This is a genomic window from Brucella pseudogrignonensis, from assembly GCF_002252525.1.
Classification (GTDB): domain Bacteria; phylum Pseudomonadota; class Alphaproteobacteria; order Rhizobiales; family Rhizobiaceae; genus Brucella; species Brucella pseudogrignonensis.
Genome location: NZ_NNRM01000006.1, coordinates 119,829 through 136,596, shown reverse-complemented (window position 1 = coordinate 136,596; position 16,768 = coordinate 119,829). Strand labels below are relative to the sequence as shown.

Genomic DNA, 16,768 nt, shown 5'->3' with positions numbered 1-16,768 from the left:
CGGACGAGAGGTGAGGATGCCCTGGAGTAATCAGAATGGCGGCGGCGGCCCATGGGGTGGCGGCGGCGATAATAATAACGGCAATAACAATAATAATGGTGGCAACGGTGGCCCATGGGGGCAGGGACCGAAGGGACCGCGCGGTGGCGGACCAAACACACCGCCGGATCTTGAAGACATTCTCCGTAAGGGCCAGGACCGTCTGAAAAAAGTTTTTCCAGGTGGCAGTGGCGGCAAGGGCGGCAGCAATCGCGGCGTATTTTTCCTCATCGGCGCAGCGGTGTTGGGTTTCTGGCTTTTTCAGTCGGTCTATACCGTTCAGCCTGATGAACTCGCCGTAGAACTTCGCTTTGGTAAACCAAAGGCTGAAGTTTCCGAGCCGGGCCTGCATTTCCATTTCTGGCCGATCGAGACCTATGAAAAGGCTCAGATCGTCGAAAAGCAGATCAATATCGGTGGGCAGGGCTCGCGTAACGCCACGCAGGGCCTGATGCTGACGGGCGATCAGAACATCGTCAATGTTCAGTTCTCGGTGCTTTACCGCGTATCCGATCCGCGTGCATATTTGTTCAATGTCGATAATCCGGACTCGATGGTCCAGCAGGTTTCGGAAAGTGCGATCCGCGAGATCGTCGGCCGCCGACCAGCTCAGGACGTGTTCCGTGATAACCGTGCTGCCATTGCGCAGAGCGTTCGCGACATCGTTCAGGCAACGCTTGATCGCTACAATGCCGGCATTCAGGTCAACGCCGTTTCCATCGAAGATGCAGCGCCGCCGCGTGAAGTGGCCGATGCGTTCGATGAAGTACAGCGTGCTGAACAGGATGAAGACCGCTTCGTAGAAGAATCCAACCAGTACTCCAACCAGCGTCTCGGTCAGGCGCGCGGTGAAGCGGCACAGCTTCGTGAAGAAGCAGCAGCTTATAAAAACCGTGTTGTCCAGGAAGCTGAAGGTGAAGCGCAGCGTTTCAGCTCGGTGCTTGGCGAATATCAGAAGTCGCCGGAAGTTACCCGTAATCGTCTTTTCCTAGAAACGATGGAACAGGTACTCAAGAGCACGAAAAAAGTCATCGTGGAGCCCGGAAAAGAAGTCGTGCCTTATCTGCCTCTGAATGAACTTATGCGTCAGCAGCCGCGTCCCGGTGCAAACGCAACCACGACCGGCGGAGGTGCACAGTAATGTCTCAGAACAGGCTTCCGATTATTGGCGGTATCATCGCCGTCATCCTTTTCCTGGCATACTCGGCCACGTTCATTGTTAACGAACGCCAGCAGGCAATCGTTCTGCGCTTTGGTCAGATTGTTGCTGTGAAGACTGAACCAGGCATCTATTTCAAAATGCCTTTCGGCTTTCTTGATGCAGATACCGTGCAGTTGATCGATGATCGTCTCCTGCGCTTCGATCTTGATGATATCCGTGTTCAGGTTTCGGGCGGTAAGTTCTACGACGTGGACGCGTTCCTCGTTTATCGTATTACTGATGCCCGCAAGTTCCGCGAGACAGTTTCGGGTAGCACTTTGCTCGCCGAACAGCGCCTGCGTACGCGTCTTGATGCTGCATTGCGTGGCGTTTACGGTCAGCGTGGCTTTGAAGCTGCACTCTCCGAAGAACGCGGCGACATGATGCGTGAAGTGGCAAACCAGATGCGCGCTGACGCGACTTCTCTTGGTCTCACGATTGAAGATGTTCGTATTCGTCGTACCGATCTGACCGCTGAAGTTTCGCAGCAAACCTACGACCGCATGAAGGCAGAACGTCTTGCAGAAGCAGAACGTCTGCGTGCGCGTGGTCGTGAAGCAGCACAGCGTATCCGCGCTATTGCTGACCGTCAGGTTGTGGAAACGCTTGCTGAGGCACGTAAGGAATCTGAAATTCTTCGCGGTGAAGGCGAAGCACAGCGCAGTGATATTTTCGCTCAGTCTGCGTCTAAGGACCCTGGCTTCTTTGCCTTCTATCGTTCGATGGCAGCGTATCGCGAAGCTCTCCAGACACCAGACACAACGCTTGTTCTCTCGCCGGATTCGGAGTTCTTCAAGTTCTTCCGTGATGCTGGTGGGAAACTGGCAACGCCGTCTCAGTAAGAGAAATTGTCGCAAATGAGCGATTTTCTAGCCGCCGTAGGTCTTCTCTTCGTCTTCGAAGGGCTGCTCTACGGCGGCTTTCCTTTTTTTGCCAAAAAGCTTGCGCGCGATGCATCAGAAGCGCCCGAAAGCATGTTGCGGATTGCAGGGCTTTCGGCACTGGCAATTGGCGTCTTCATTGTCTGGCTTGTCAGGGGATAAGCCAGTTCATTCATTATATTTCTGCTCACCGCTCTATGCGGGGCCGTAAACAGGCCGTATTTTGCAGCGATCTAAACTTCTGGATTTCTTATCGCAGACAGAAACGGAGCAGAGCTTCATGGCAATTGCACCCAAGGCGAGATTTGCTCGCACCCTTCTAGCAACCGTAGCTCTTGGAGCGATGAGTTTTACAGGGACAGTTGCAATTGGCACCGCACCTTCGTTCGCCCAGCAAACAGCGCCAATCAGGCAGGGGCCGGGTTCTGTAGCTGATCTGGCCGAAGGCCTTCTGGATGCGGTCGTGAATATTTCGACATCGCAGACCGTCAAGGAAGATGGTGAAGAAGACGGCGGTGTGCCTATGCCACAGGTGCCGGAAGGTTCTCCGTTTCAGGAGTATTTCAACGACTTCTTCAACGATAAGGACGGTGCAAAGAAAAACGATTCGCGCAAAGTGCAATCGCTGGGTTCGGGCTTTGTGATTGATGCCGAAAAAGGCTTTATCGTCACAAATAACCACGTCATTGCCGATGCAGATGAGATCGAAGTGAATTTCGTTGACGGCTCCAAGTTGAAAGCGGAGCTGGTGGGGAAGGACACAAAGACCGATCTTGCCGTGCTGAAAGTTGATCCAACGAAGCATAAGCTTAAATCCGTGCAGTTTGGTAATTCGGACAAAGCGCGCATTGGCGATTGGGTGCTGGCAATCGGTAATCCGTTTGGCCTTGGCGGCACAGTGACTGCCGGTATTATTTCCGCACGCAAGCGCGATATCCAGTCTGGCCCTTATGATGATTTCATCCAGACGGATGCCGCAATCAATCGCGGTAATTCCGGTGGTCCGCTGTTTGATATGGACGGCAAGGTGATTGGTATCAATACGGCGATCTATTCACCATCGGGTGGTTCTATCGGTATTGGTTTTGCTATTCCGGCTGAAATGGCTGTTGGCGTTATCGATCAGCTTAAAGAGTTTGGTGAAGTGCGCCGAGGCTGGCTCGGTGTTCGTATCCAGCCGGTCACTGATGATATTGCCCAAAGTCTTGGCCTGAAGAAATCTAAAGGCGCATTGATCGCCGGTCTTATCGAAAATTCAGGTGTCGACAATAAAGAGATCAAAGCGGGTGACGTTGTGATCCGTTATGACGGTAAGCCGGTAGAGCGTGCGCGCGACCTGCCGCGTCTTGTTGCCGAAAGCGCTGTCGGGGATGAAGTCGAAGTTGTTGTTGTCCGCGACGGCGAAGAGAAAATCGTAAAGGTCAAGCTTGGCCGTTTGGTCGAAGACGATAAGAGTACCGAGGAAGCGACCGAAGATCAGGCACCTCCGCCAGATATGGAAGAAGGCGAAGAGGGTGAAGAAGTTCCAAACGCTCCTAAGAAGGAGCAAAAGGAACAGGCTGGCACGTCGGTACTCGGTATGAAGCTTTCGGAAATCAACGACGATGTGCGTGGCGAATTTGGCATTGCCGAAGATGTGGAAGGGGTGGCTGTGCTTTATGTTGCTCCCGGTTCTGCTGCTGGTGAAAAGCGTATCGAAACCGGCGACGTGATTGTCGATATCGGACAGGTTACTGTGAAGTCACCGGCTGACGTGAAGAAGCGAATTGATGCTCTGCGTCGTGAAGGCCGTAAGAATGCACTCCTGATGCTTGCGTCGCGTTCTGGCGAACTGCGTTTTGTGACAATCCGCATCGACTAAATGTTCTTATCTTAAACAAAAAAGGCGTCGCAACATTTTGCGGCGCCTTTTTTCATTGTAGTTTGAATCATTTAGGCGGGTTAGCTCTGAATGTGATTCAGTTCTTCGTGTGGTTTGCTAAGCGGTAGACGACGTGATGTTTGAGGTGCGGCGTTTCGTCGGGCACATTCGGATGATCGAAATCGCCAGTCTCATCAAGAACCATACCTATACGCTGCATAACAGATGTTGAACGGTCATTGTTAAACACTGCAAAGGATACGACCTCGGGCAAGTTCAGCGTTTCGAAGGCATAAGTCAGAAGCGCGTTGCCAGCTTCCGTCACATAGCCTTTGCCCCAGAAACGATGGGCAAGTCGCCAGCCGATTTCAACAGTACCCTTTGGAAAATGCGGTTCAAGGTCAGTGCGGGCAAGGCCTGCAAATCCGATGCATTGTCCACTCAGTTTTTCTTCGAGTGCGTAGAAGCCAAATCCAGTTTCAGTAATCATTTTCTGCAGACGCTCAAACAGATCATCCGATTCCGCACGATTGCGCCGAAATGGAAAGAAACGCATCACGTCAGCATCGGAGTTGATCTCGTGCATTAATTCACGATCTCGATCTCCCCAGTTACGAATAATGAGGCGAGGCGTTTCCAGAATAATCATTCAACGAAATCCGATTTGCGATAGCCCTGAATATAGAGAAGGGCGGTCAGATCACCATGATCGATACGCACTTTTGCCTGCGCTGCCACAGCTGGTTTTGCATGAAGCGCGACGCCTGTGCCTGCGAGCTGGATCATGCCAAGATCGTTGGCCCCGTCACCCACAGCAATTGCATCCTGCGGGGTGAGGCCAAGACGGTCAGCGATTTCGACCAGCTTTTCCACTTTTGCTTCGCGGCCGAGGATCGGATCGGAAACGGCGCCGCTTAGATGCGCGCCATCATGAAGAAGTGTGTTGGCGCGATCTTCGTTAAAGCCAATCATTTCTGCAACACGGCGTGTGAAGGATGTGAAGCCACCAGACACAAGTGCCGTATAGGCGCCGTGCTTGCGCATGGTGCGCACCAATTCGACACCACCCGGCATAAGCGAAATGCGGGTCGAGATAACCTTGTCGATCACCGACAGTGGCAGACCTTTGAGAAGTGCTACGCGTTCACGAAGTGCCGGTTCGAACTCAATTTCGCCATTCATGGCACGGGCAGTGATCGCTGCAACATGTTCACGAAGACCGGCTTCTTCCGCCAGTTCATCAATGCATTCCTGCTGGATCATGGTGGAATCCATGTCTGCAATCAGAATTTTCTTGCGCCGGCTTTCCTGTTCCTGCACCACGACATCAACTGGAGCGCCATCAAGGGAAGAGCGCAACGCCTGATCTGCTTCTTCATGGCTTAAACCGGAAGCAAGCGGTATATCGCAGGCGATGCCATCGGCGAGCCAGTAAAGCCCGCTTGCATTCACTGCTGCCGAGGCTTTAATCCCCAAGGAAGGAATAAGCGACGCTTTGGCCGGATTGGCAATCAGTGTAGCAACGAGGGAAGCGGATCGGGACATGAGGAATATTTCCTGCGATGAGTGAAGCGGCAAAGGGTGCAATCCTGATAGCTGGCCCAACGGCCAGCGGCAAGTCGGCTCTTGCTCTTCATATGGCAAAGAAGACCGGCGGCTTCATCGTGAATACCGATTCCATGCAGGTTTATGATGTGCTCGACCTTTTGAGCGCTCGCCCGCAATCTGACGAGCTTCGTGAAGCCGAGCATTTTCTTTACGGCCATGTCGCGCCATCAGTATCCTATTCGACGGGAAAATGGTTTGCAGATGTCGAAGCCCTTTTATCGCGTGCGGATCTCAGAACCCGCACACCGATCTTTGTCGGGGGCACCGGACTTTATTTCCGTGCGCTTTTAGGCGGTCTTTCACAGATGCCGGAAGTGCCTGCAGATGTGCGCGAGCACTGGCGCAATAGAATGAGTGAAGAAGGGGCAGAAGCGCTCCACAGTGCTCTTACAGAACTTGATCCGGAGATTGCCGCCACACTGCGCCCGACTGACAGTCAGCGTATTGTGCGTGCGCTGGAGGTGTTTGAAGGAACGGGCAAGTCGCTGCTGCACTGGCAGAAGAATACCGGAACGGCTCTCGTTGATGATGCAAGCGCAACAAAGATCGTGTTGCTGCCCGACCGCAAATGGTTGGGCGAGCGGATTGCTCAACGTTTCAATCTCATGTGGGACCATGGGGCGCTTGACGAAGTGCGGGTGTTGAACGCTCTTCATCTTGATCCGGCATTGCCAGCGATGAAGGCGATCGGGGTGCGCGAGATTTCGGCATTTTTTGCGGGTGAGATGACGCGTGAAGACGCTATCGAGCGATCGATTATCGCCACCCGCCAATATGCCAAGCGGCAATCAACATGGTTTCGCAACCAGCTTGACGAGAGCTGGAAGGTGTTCTCCTCAGGTGAAAATGCCCTGTCAGGGCAATAATCTTATCGAGAGGCGCAGTTTGACAGAAGAAAATATCGCGCTTCATACATTTATGCGTTGACGACACGATTTTCGCTGATTACTCTCGCCGCCATGAACAGAACAGCTCTTATTCTTGTGGTACGTACGCGCATGGGCAGGATGGTGTAACCATCCGGCGAAAGCTCCCATGCGCGAAAGACAGGCTCCCTCGGGGGCCTTTTTTGTTATCTAAACATCAACGAAATTGAATATGTAAAGCAGACGGGAAGTGACGACGATGACGGCAGCAACAAGCGAGGCGGCGACGATCTCCGCAGGGCAACGCGAAATGACCGGCGCGGAAATGGTGGTTCAGGCTATGATCGATCATGGCGTGGAGCATCTTTTTGGTTATCCGGGTGGTGCAGTGCTGCCGATCTATGACGAACTTTTCCAGCAGGACAAAGTTCAGCATATTCTGGTTCGTCACGAGCAGGGCGCTGGCCATGCGGCTGAAGGCTATGCACGTTCGACCGGCAAGGTTGGCGTTATGCTGGTGACATCCGGCCCAGGTGCGACCAATGCGGTTACGCCTTTGCAGGACGCGCTGATGGATTCGATCCCGCTGGTCTGCATCTCCGGTCAGGTTCCAACATCACTCATCGGTTCCGATGGCTTTCAGGAAGCGGATACGGTTGGTATCACCCGTCCTTGCACGAAGCACAACTGGCTCGTTCGTGACGTTAATGACCTCTCGCGCATTCTGCACGAAGCTTTCCACATTGCTTCGACTGGTCGTCCGGGTCCGGTTCTGGTTGATATTCCAAAGGATATCCAGTTTGCGACCGGCATATACACGCCACCGCAGACTTCGCCGCGCACCAGCTATCGTCCAACTATTGAGGGTGACAAGTCGGCCATCGCGCAGGCTGTTGAAATGCTGCTGACTGCGAAGAAGCCTGTCATCTATTCGGGTGGCGGTGTTATCAACTCTGGTCCTGCTGCAACGAAGCTGCTGCGCGAACTGGTTGAGATCAGCAATTTCCCGATCACCTCGACTTTGATGGGGCTGGGCGCTTATCCTGCATCGGGCAAGAACTGGCTCGGTATGCTGGGTATGCACGGTACATACGAAGCCAACATGACCATGCATGATTGCGATGTCATGCTGTGCGTTGGAGCGCGCTTTGACGACCGTATCACGGGCCGTCTGAATGCATTCGCTCCGCATTCGCGCAAGATTCACATCGATATTGATCCATCGTCGATCAACAAAAACGTTCGCGTTGATGTTCCGATCATCGGTGATGTTGCACATGTTCTGGAAGATATCGTTCGCCAGTTCCGCGCTTCAGCAAAGAAGCCTGAGAAGAATGCGATTGCTGCCTGGTGGGAGCAGATCGACCGCTGGCGTGCTCGCAATTCGCTGGCATATGCGCCAAACAAAGACGTCATCATGCCGCAATATGCGTTGCAGCGTCTGAACGAGCTGACCAAGGACCGTAATACATACATTACCACTGAAGTCGGCCAGCATCAGATGTGGGCTGCGCAGTTCATGGATTTCGACGCGCCAAATCGCTGGATGACATCGGGCGGCCTCGGCACGATGGGTTATGGTCTGCCTGCTGCTCTGGGCGTGCAAATTGCGCATCCTGATGCGCTGGTTATTGATATCGCCGGTGACGCGTCTATCCAGATGTGCATTCAGGAAATGTCGGCTGCGATCCAATATGAAGCGCCGATCAAGATTTTCATCTTGAACAATCAGTATATGGGCATGGTTCGTCAGTGGCAGCAACTGTTGCATGGCAATCGCCTGTCGCATTCCTATACAGAAGCAATGCCTGATTTTGTGAAGCTTGCAGAAGCTTATGGCGCGCATGGCATTCGTTGTGACAAGCCAGAGAAACTCGACGATGCGATCATGGAAATGATTGAGATCAAGAAGCCGGTTATCTTCGATTGCCGCGTTGCCAATCTCGCCAATTGCTTCCCGATGATCCCGTCTGGCAAAGCGCATAATGAAATGCTGTTGCCAGATGAAGCGACTGACGAAGCTGTTGCTAATGCTATCGATGCCAAGGGCCGCGCCCTAGTCTGATCCGGAGTAAAGAACATGAACGCACAAAATCTAGCATCCGGCTCGGCATATTTCATTGCAGCGGATACCCAGACACCAGAAACCCATACGCTATCGGTTCTCGTTGATAATGAACCGGGTGTTCTAGCCCGCGTCATTGGTCTGTTTTCGGGTCGTGGCTACAATATTGAAAGCCTGACGGTTTCTGAAACCGAGCATGAACAGCATCTGTCGCGCATTACTATTGTAACGCGCGGCACGCCGAATGTGCTTGATCAGATCCGCCATCAGCTTGAGCGTATTGTTCCGGTGCATCGCGTGGTCGACATGACGCATCGCGCTGTCGAGCTTGGCCACGAGCGCCCGATCGAGCGCGAACTAGCACTGATTAAAGTAGCAGGCAAAGGCGAAGCACGCGCTGAAACTCTGCGTCTGACCGATGCTTTTAATGCTAAGATTGTTGACGCCACGACCGAACATTTCATTGTTGAGATTACCGGTAAGACGGCCAAGATCGACCAGTTCATTTCGCTGATGAAGCCACTTGGTCTCGTGGAGATCTGCCGGACCGGTGTGGCTGCAATGAACCGCGGTCCTCAGGGACTCTAGGTTACGTAAATCGAGACAATATCGGTTGAAACCGGCACAATGTTTCGATTGTGCCGGTTTTTTATTGGGCTAATTTGTCCTTGTTAGCTGGATCAATCCAATGTCTTTTGAAATTTTCTTAGCGCTTCTCGTATTCGCCTTTGTTTCTTCCGTTACCCCTGGCCCCAATAATCTGATGCTGCTCGCGTCGGGGGTGAACTTCGGTTTTCGGCGCACAGTCCCACATATGCTGGGCATTGGTGTGGGCTTTTTCGTGCTGCTGCTGGCGGTTGGCTTTGGCCTTGGCGCGCTGATCGAAACGATGCCGTCATTCTATACATCGCTCAAATTCGCGGGCGGGGCCTATATGCTTTATCTCGCATGGAAAATTGCGACCTCGCGCTCCATCGGGGAATCCAAGACCGGTGATAGCGGTGTTCCGATGACATTTTTTCAGGCTGCTGCCTTTCAGTGGGTTAATCCCAAAGCTTGGGTAATGGCGATCACCGGCATTGCGACCTATGCCAACCACGACAACTACTACGTGGCAGTGCTGTTGGTGAGTGCCGCCTTTGCAATTGTGAACCTGCCGAGCGTGTCGGTCTGGGCGGGGTTTGGCACATTGTTGCGCAACTGGCTTGCCGATCCCACCCGGTTGAAGTGGTTCAATCTGACCATGGCCTTGCTGCTCGTTCTGAGCTTGTGGCCGATGTTAAAATAACGAGTTGAAGAGGTGAATGATGTCTGCACTTCCTACCTATGACGATGTGGTATCTGCAGCTGAACTGATTGAAGGGCACGCGCATCGCACGCCCATCTTGACCTCATCGACCATTGATCGCGATACAGGCGCGCAATTCTATTTCAAATGCGAGAATTTTCAGCGTATCGGAGCGTTCAAGTTTCGTGGGGCATACAATGCTTTGTCGCGCTTTAGCGATGAGCAGAAGAAGCGCGGTGTACTTGCCTTTTCGTCTGGAAACCATGCGCAAGCGATAGCTCTTTCGGCGAAATTGCTCGGTATTGCTGCCACGATTATTATGCCTGAAGACGCGCCCGCTGCAAAACTGGACGCAACGCGTGGCTATGGTGCAAAGGTTGTGACCTATAACCGTTATACTGAAGACCGAGATGCGCTTTCAAAGCAGCTTGCGGAGGAGGGCGGTTTAACGCTTATTCCGCCGTTTAATCATCCGCATATCATTGCGGGGCAGGGCACGGCAACCAAAGAGCTGATTGAAGAGGTTGGCCAGCTTGACGCGCTGTTTGTATGCCTTGGTGGAGGCGGTTTGCTGGCGGGTTCTGCTCTTGCGGCCAAAGCGCTTTCACCTTCATGCGATGTCTATGGGGTTGAGCCGGAAGCAGGCAATGACGGCCAACAATCATTCCGTTCTGGCAAGATCGTTCATATTGACGTTCCAAAAACTTTAGCCGATGGCGCGCAGACACAGGCACTTGGCGATATGACATTTGCTGTCATTCAGAACAGCGTTCACGATATTTTGGCAGTCAGTGACAATGATCTGGTGCAAGGCATGAAGTTTTTTGCCAGCCGAATGAAGATGGTGGTCGAACCGACCGGCTGCCTGGCGTTCGCTGGCGCTTTAAAGATGGCGCCGGGGCTCAAAGGCAAGCGTATTGGCGTGATCGTCAGTGGTGGCAATGTCGATCTGGAAAGATTTGCAGCGCTGGTTGGCAGCTAAGTTTGAAAAGCGGCCGGAGAGTTACTCCAGCCGCTATTTTTCATTTGAGAAGGGCGTAGCCAAAGGTGTGGCACTCATCGATGCCACATTGAACGCCGACCGAGACGAAATTAATCACGCCAATCGCAATCACATACAGACTGAGAGCCGTTGCCAACACGCGAAGCAGCGACTGATGCGTCAGAGATTTGTGCTGCAATTGCGTGCTGCCGCCCCATAAGATGAGTTGAAAAGCGAAGGCAATCAACAACGCTACAGCAATGAGAATTGACCAGACGGGCATATGAAGGCCAAAGACTGAGGTGCCGATATATTCATGCCCAGGGCGGGGGTAGATATCCAGCAATGTCTGCCGCACGGATACGATCAGCAGAAACAGTGAGAAAATCATACTCATGCCAGTGTTACGGTATGAAAAACCATGTCGAAACTGCAAAATGATTCCGAAGCAAACACCAAACATCGCAACGCGTTGTAAAAGACAAAGCGGGCAAGGTATTTCGCCATTGGCATATTGCAGCACCATTGCTGCGGTCAAAATTGCTGCGATGACGGCCATCATTCCCAGAAGATAAATCGAGAGAAGAGTGGCTAATGTCTGCTGCTTGTCGATTTCATTATCTGATGTGAAAACACTCATGCTGCTGCTCCATCAGATTTTATGCTCGGCGTGAAAGCAGAAGCGAACTGTTGCCGCTTAGGCTGATCGACCACTTCTGTTTGAATCCAAGGCATCCGATAGCCGTATTCAGAACTATATATTTCCCAAAGAAACTGTTTTACGCCCAATGCAAGGCAGAGAACGGCAAGAAATATTGCAACGGACTGACGCCCGAACCATGCGAAAACTAATGAAAGTGCCAAAACTGCAAAAACAAGAAGCATCATGATTGAACTCCTTCTATAAGTTTATACTGAATATGATCTATTAAGTTATGATGAATACGATTAAAGGTACTTATAATTATTTGCATTACTAATTTATTATTCAATATAATTGGCTCTTTTATTAGCTAACATTGATGGTTTGTTTTGTGCGGCCTCATAGCTTTGATGCTGTTTTGTTCTGCTATTCACTTGTCTTTAAGTGCCGAATCCTGTCTGAACAGGGTATGCAGTTTTCACCGGAACAGGATCAGGCTTTAAAAGCCGTTGGCAAGTGGCTGAAGGAAGGGCGTTCCCCTATCTTCAGGCTGTTTGGTTATGCTGGCACAGGCAAAACCACGCTTGCGCGTTATTTTGCCGAGCATGTGGATGGTGATGTGCAGTTTGCAGCCTTCACCGGCAAGGCCGCGCAGGTGCTACGCTCCAAGGGCGCAAACAATGCGCGCACGCTGCATTCACTGATCTATCGGCCGCGCGGTGAAGAAGCGATTGAAGACGAAACAACCGGTAAGACGTCTATCGCCCCGACATTTTCGCTTAACCGTCAAAGCCCGGTGGCCAAGGCGGCTCTGATCGTTGTGGACGAATGTTCCATGGTTGATGAGCAGCTCGGTCGCGATCTGATGACATTTGGCACACCTATTCTGGTGCTGGGTGATCCGGGACAGTTGCCGCCGATTTCGGGCGGCGGTTTTTTTACTGAGCACGAACCGGATTATCTGCTGACGGAAATTCATCGTCAGGCACGCGATAACCCGATCATCCGTATGGCGCTTGACGTGCGTGAGGGTCGTGAGCTTGCTTATGGCGATGAGGGAAGAGCGAAAGTTATTTCCAAATCTGAGGTCAATCAGGATGTGGTTCTTTCTGCCGATCAGGTTCTCGTTGGCACCAACCGTACACGCAAGCGCTATAATCAGCGGCTGCGCGAGTTGAAGGGTTTTACTGCGGAATACCCCCAGGCCGGCGATAAGCTGGTTTGCCTGCGCAACGATCCGGCCAAGGGGCTTCTGAACGGCTCTCTCTGGAAGGTAATGACCTCGTCCAAGGAAACAGTGAAACCGGGAATTAATCTGCTGGTCTCGCCCGAAGACGAAGACCGAGGCGTCGCCAAGATCAAACTGCTCAAAGCGCAGTTTGAGGACCCGGATGCTGAAATTCCTTGGCAGACCAAGAAGCGTTTCGATGATTTTGATTACGGTTATGCACTGACGGTTCACAAGGCGCAGGGTTCGCAGTGGGATAATGTCGTGCTGTTCGATGAAAGCTACGCTTTCCGCGACACGCGCGAGCGCTGGCTTTACACGGCAATCACGCGTGCAGCCGAACAGCTGACAATTGTAAAATAATCATTGTTCCGCTGGTTCGGCGCTTAGCCACTCCCAAGCTTTGGGCTCGTCTTCGGATTCGAATGTCTTCATTTCGATGGACAGAAACGGCTGCATGAGCGTGACGCTTGCCTGTATCCATAGCGGGCCGCCAACAATGGCATAACGTCGAAGGTGACGCAGAGATTTTGCACGCATCGACAACATGCTCTCCGAAAATGCTGAACCCCAATCCACGCCGTCATAGCCGGTCAGGCGGATGAGCAGGTCGATTTCATCATGGCCTTCATAGGCTGCATCGAGCAGTCCATAAAGATTTTCGAGAGAAGCATCATCGAGATGGCCCTCGATAGCAAAAGCAAAGACATCTTCACGATTGGTTGGAATGCGACGGATGACAGGAATGTCCTCGTTGCGCATCGTTGACCTCCGGTTCTTAGAACGTCGTGTTATTTCACTAAAACGCCTCTCAGGGGATAAAGGTTGCGGCAGGCCTTCAAAATTAGCAATCCCTATATTGGTTCGAGGTGTGACAGGAAAACACTCACACTTTTCAATGGCTGACGATATAAAGCCTCATATCGAATTGAAGGAGCGAAGCTCTATGCCTGCAAAATTGTCCGTCAATCTCAACGCTATAGCCATGTTGCGTAATCGGCGAGATCTTCCTTGGCCGAGTGTGACCGGTCTAGGACGAGCGGCGCTTGCAGCAGGAGCGGCTGGCTTGACGGTGCATCCGCGTCCTGATCAGCGTCATATTCGTTTTACCGATCTTGGCGATATCCGCGCATTGATCGATGATGAATACCCGCAGGCTGAGTTCAACATTGAAGGCTTTCCAACAGAAGCCTTTCTGGAACTGGTTGAAAAGCATCAACCTGAGCAGGTGACGTTGGTTCCTGATGATCCGATGCAGGCAACTTCCGATCACGGTTGGGATTTTGAAACCAAATCCGATTTCCTGGAACCGATCGTTCAGCGGCTGAAATCAAAGGGAATGCGTGTATCGTTATTCGCTGACCCTGATCCGCTGGGTTATGAAAAGGCCAAGGCAATTGGCGCAGACCGCATTGAGCTCTATACGGGCCCATATGGAGCGACTTATGATGATCCGGCTGCCGCTACACAGGAACTGAGCCGTCTCGGCAAAGCTGCAGATGCAGCAACGGCGCTCGGGCTCGCAATCAATGCAGGGCACGATCTGACAGTTGAAAATCTCCCAGCTTTGGTGAAACGTGTACCGCAGTTAAGCGAAGCGTCGATTGGGCACGGTCTGACCGCAGATGCTTTAATGTATGGTATGCCGGTGACCGTTAGCCGATACATTGCAGCCTTGGCTGGATAGGCTTTACGAAAATGCATGGCTGACAATGGAGCTTTGCGAAATCTGCATTTGTGCGCGGGCGTGACAAGATATAGACCGCCCGCCACAGAATAACCACGCTCCGAGGTGCGCTGGGTCATTTGAGGGAAGCATACATGAAGTTTTCCGCAGTCCGAGCTTCACGCTTCAGCGGTGAGTTAGCTTACTTTTCTTTAAAGAGTTTAACTTTGACACTTCAGGCATTTGACTGATACCGAACTTGCATGGGAACCTTTGCAGCGATCATGTATTCCCTAGCTGTTGACGGTTTGTTTAACTCCCAGGCGCTCTGATATCCAATCCCGATACTTACGACCTCACGAGGTGTCTGCATATGAGCAGCGAGCAACCAGATAAGAACACGCCAGTCGCAGGAGATGCGCAGGCGGGTTCTCAAAATACGCTGCCTGCTGGCGTTTCTCCAGAGAACTCGATTGCTTCGGAAGAAAACGACCATTCCCATGACAGTATGAAGATGCTGGTGCTTGGTGCTCTCGGCGTCGTTTATGGTGATATTGGTACGAGCCCGATCTACGCCTTCCGCGAAGCATTGCACGCGGCAACTTCGGATGGGTTTCTTTCCAGAAGTGATATTCTGGGTGTCGTTTCTCTGATCTTCTGGGCGCTTCTGCTCGTTGTGACGGTGAAATATGTGATCTTCGTGCTGCGTGCCGACAATAATGGCGAAGGCGGCATTCTCTCTTTGATGGCTTTGGTAAGGGCTGCCCTTAAAGGGCGGCCCGACATCGTTCTGGCAGCTGGTATTTGCGGAGCGGCGCTGTTCTTTGGCGATGCGGTCATTACGCCTGCGATTTCGGTGTTGTCTGCGGTGGAAGGGGTGCAGATTGTTGCGCCCCATATGACGCCCTTTGTGGTGCCCATTACCGTGGTTATTCTCGTGGTTCTTTTCTCAATCCAGAAGTACGGAACGGGCAAGGTTGCGATTGTTTTCGGGCCGATCATGGCGGTGTGGTTTCTGGCCCTCGGTGCGTCCGGTCTTTGGCATATTTTTGACGATCCGACAGTAATGGCAGCGCTTAATCCTTATTATGCCCTGCGTTTTCTTGTCGTGAGCCCCGGTGTCGCCTTCATTACTGTAGGCGCAGTCTTTCTTGCCATGACAGGCGCTGAAGCGCTTTACGCTGATCTCGGTCATTTTGGCCGTAAGCCAATCGTTCGAGCTTGGCTTTGGATTGTGTTTCCGTGCCTTCTACTTAACTATTTCGGACAGGCGGCATTCGTGTTGTCCCATGGTGAAGCGGCGGCGTTGCCTTTCTTCCAGATGATGCCGGATTTTGCGCTCTGGCCGATGGTGCTTCTGGCGACAGCTGCCACTGTGATCGCCAGTCAGGCCGTCATCAGCGGCGCGTTTTCTGTGGCGCGTCAGGCGGTTCAGCTTAACATTCTGCCGCGTCTTGAAATCCAGCACACGTCGGAAAAACTGCACGGACAAATCTACATTCCGCGCGTCAATCTGCTGCTTGGTCTTACGGTTATCATTCTCGTTCTCGGGTTTGAGAAGTCGAACAATCTGGCATCTGCTTACGGTATCGCCGTGACGGGCAATATGCTGGTCACGACCGGTCTTCTTTATTTTGTCATGACTCGCATCTGGAACTGGCGTGTCAGCCGCGCTGCTCCCTTGATCGCAGGCTTTCTGGTCATTGATGTGATGTTCTTCAGCGCCAACATCATCAAGGTGCATGATGGCGGCTGGGCGTCGATTACCTTTGCGCTTATTCTTGTGGTCATCATGTGGACATGGGTGCGCGGCACGCGCCACCTGTTCCAAAAGACACGCAAGGCGGAGGTGCCGCTCGATCTTATCGTCGAGCAGATGAACAAGCGTCCGCCGACAATTGTTCCGGGAACGGCTGTGTTTCTGACAGGTGATCCCAAGAGCGCGCCGACGGCACTCATGCATAGTCTCAAGCACTATAAGGTTCTGCACCAGAACAATGTTATTCTGACTGTTGTAACGGCTTCCAAGCCTTGGGTGTCGAGTGCTGACCGTGCGCGTGTTTCGCAGTTCAATGAACGCTTCATGCAGGTCACGCTGACATTTGGCTATATGCAGCAACCGAATATTCCGCGCGCGCTAGGACTTTGCCGAAAACTCGGCTGGAAGTTCGACATCATGACGACGTCTTTCTTCCTGTCACGTCGCTGGCTCAAGGCTTCCGCACATTCCGGTTTGCCGCTCTGGCAGGATAAGCTTTTCATCCTGCTTGCTCGTACGGCCTCTGATGCGACGGAATATTTCCAGATCCCAACAGGTCGTGTTGTGGAAATAGGCACACAAGTAAATCTCTAAGGCATGAAGCCAGATATGCATATTTTTAAAGGGCGCCTTCTGAGAAGTTGATTCCGGAAGGCGCTCTTTCTTTTTGAATTTGTTTGC

General features: G+C 52.3%; 17 protein-coding genes. 12 read left to right on the top strand and 5 right to left on the bottom strand.

What is annotated here, in order from left to right; all coding sequences use genetic code 11:
• The first annotated feature begins 16 nt into the window (after positions 1-16).
• The 4 genes from hflK (at position 17) to CEV34_RS02005 (ending at position 3,982) form a co-directional block, all read left to right on the top strand.
• Complete coding sequence (hflK, locus tag CEV34_RS02020; protein ID WP_064320808.1) at positions 17-1,180, top strand: FtsH protease activity modulator HflK; 1,164 nt, start codon at positions 17-19, stop codon at positions 1,178-1,180.
• The gene (hflC, locus tag CEV34_RS02015) at positions 1,180-2,082 is read left to right on the top strand and encodes a protease modulator HflC (RefSeq protein WP_007875707.1); all 903 of its coding nucleotides are present in this window, start codon (positions 1,180-1,182) and stop codon (positions 2,080-2,082) included. Before hflK ends, hflC begins: the two co-directional genes overlap by 1 nt.
• Before the next feature lie 15 nt (positions 2,083-2,097).
• Positions 2,098-2,283 (top strand): DUF2065 domain-containing protein, encoded by a 186-nt coding sequence (locus CEV34_RS02010; RefSeq protein WP_007875705.1) that lies wholly within the window; start codon positions 2,098-2,100, stop codon positions 2,281-2,283.
• Between the two features lie 118 nt (positions 2,284-2,401).
• On the top strand, positions 2,402-3,982 hold the full coding sequence (locus CEV34_RS02005) for a Do family serine endopeptidase (RefSeq protein WP_094543176.1): 1,581 nt from the start codon (positions 2,402-2,404) through the stop codon (positions 3,980-3,982).
• Between the two features lie 97 nt (positions 3,983-4,079).
• On the opposite strand, the gene CEV34_RS02000 is transcribed toward CEV34_RS02005, so the two are convergent.
• Positions 4,080-4,631, bottom strand: a complete 552-nt coding sequence (locus tag CEV34_RS02000; RefSeq protein WP_094543174.1) for a GNAT family N-acetyltransferase — start codon at positions 4,629-4,631, stop codon at positions 4,080-4,082.
• Positions 4,628-5,527: a phosphoserine phosphatase SerB gene (gene serB / locus CEV34_RS01995; protein ID WP_007875700.1), complete on the bottom strand. Its 900-nt coding sequence runs from the start codon at positions 5,525-5,527 to the stop codon at positions 4,628-4,630. The genes CEV34_RS02000 and serB overlap by 4 nt, the downstream gene beginning before the upstream one ends.
• A 17-nt stretch (positions 5,528-5,544) precedes the next feature.
• Here serB and miaA point away from each other — a divergent pair, with 17 nt between their 5' ends.
• The 5 genes from miaA (at position 5,545) to CEV34_RS01970 (ending at position 10,791) form a co-directional block, all read left to right on the top strand.
• On the top strand, positions 5,545-6,456 hold the full coding sequence (gene miaA, locus CEV34_RS01990) for a tRNA (adenosine(37)-N6)-dimethylallyltransferase MiaA (RefSeq protein WP_007875699.1): 912 nt from the start codon (positions 5,545-5,547) through the stop codon (positions 6,454-6,456).
• Between the two features lie 259 nt (positions 6,457-6,715).
• Positions 6,716-8,521: an acetolactate synthase 3 large subunit gene (locus tag CEV34_RS01985; RefSeq protein ID WP_256443808.1), complete on the top strand. Its 1,806-nt coding sequence runs from the start codon at positions 6,716-6,718 to the stop codon at positions 8,519-8,521.
• A gap of 15 nt (positions 8,522-8,536) precedes the next feature.
• The gene (ilvN, locus tag CEV34_RS01980; RefSeq protein ID WP_007875697.1) at positions 8,537-9,109 is read left to right on the top strand and encodes an acetolactate synthase small subunit; all 573 of its coding nucleotides are present in this window, start codon (positions 8,537-8,539) and stop codon (positions 9,107-9,109) included.
• 100 nt (positions 9,110-9,209) lie between these two features.
• Positions 9,210-9,809 carry a LysE family translocator gene (locus CEV34_RS01975; protein WP_007875696.1) on the top strand — a complete coding sequence of 200 codons (600 nt, stop codon included), beginning with the start codon at positions 9,210-9,212 and terminating at the stop codon, positions 9,807-9,809.
• Between the two features lie 19 nt (positions 9,810-9,828).
• Complete coding sequence (locus tag CEV34_RS01970) at positions 9,829-10,791, top strand: threo-3-hydroxy-L-aspartate ammonia-lyase (RefSeq protein WP_007875695.1); 963 nt, start codon at positions 9,829-9,831, stop codon at positions 10,789-10,791.
• 40 nt (positions 10,792-10,831) lie between these two features.
• On the opposite strand, the gene CEV34_RS01965 is transcribed toward CEV34_RS01970, so the two are convergent.
• Both CEV34_RS01965 and CEV34_RS01960 read right to left on the bottom strand, forming a co-directional pair.
• On the bottom strand, positions 10,832-11,431 hold the full coding sequence (locus CEV34_RS01965; protein ID WP_007875694.1) for a disulfide bond formation protein B: 600 nt from the start codon (positions 11,429-11,431) through the stop codon (positions 10,832-10,834).
• Positions 11,428-11,679, bottom strand: a complete 252-nt coding sequence (locus CEV34_RS01960) for a hypothetical protein (protein ID WP_007875693.1) — start codon at positions 11,677-11,679, stop codon at positions 11,428-11,430. Before CEV34_RS01960 ends, CEV34_RS01965 begins: the two co-directional genes overlap by 4 nt.
• A 224-nt stretch (positions 11,680-11,903) precedes the next feature.
• Between CEV34_RS01960 and CEV34_RS01955 the strand changes: the two genes are divergently transcribed.
• The gene (locus CEV34_RS01955; RefSeq protein WP_007875692.1) at positions 11,904-13,025 is read left to right on the top strand and encodes an ATP-dependent DNA helicase; all 1,122 of its coding nucleotides are present in this window, start codon (positions 11,904-11,906) and stop codon (positions 13,023-13,025) included.
• On the opposite strand, the gene CEV34_RS01950 is transcribed toward CEV34_RS01955, so the two are convergent.
• Positions 13,026-13,424 carry a SpoIIAA family protein gene (locus CEV34_RS01950; protein WP_007875691.1) on the bottom strand — a complete coding sequence of 133 codons (399 nt, stop codon included), beginning with the start codon at positions 13,422-13,424 and terminating at the stop codon, positions 13,026-13,028.
• A gap of 184 nt (positions 13,425-13,608) precedes the next feature.
• On the opposite strand from CEV34_RS01950, the gene CEV34_RS01945 reads away from it, so the two are divergent.
• Both CEV34_RS01945 and CEV34_RS01940 read left to right on the top strand, forming a co-directional pair.
• On the top strand, positions 13,609-14,349 hold the full coding sequence (locus CEV34_RS01945; RefSeq protein ID WP_007875690.1) for a pyridoxine 5'-phosphate synthase: 741 nt from the start codon (positions 13,609-13,611) through the stop codon (positions 14,347-14,349).
• A 487-nt stretch (positions 14,350-14,836) separates the two neighbouring features.
• Complete coding sequence (locus CEV34_RS01940) at positions 14,837-16,681, top strand: potassium transporter Kup (RefSeq protein WP_235819004.1); 1,845 nt, start codon at positions 14,837-14,839, stop codon at positions 16,679-16,681.
• Positions 16,682-16,768 lie beyond the last annotated feature (87 nt).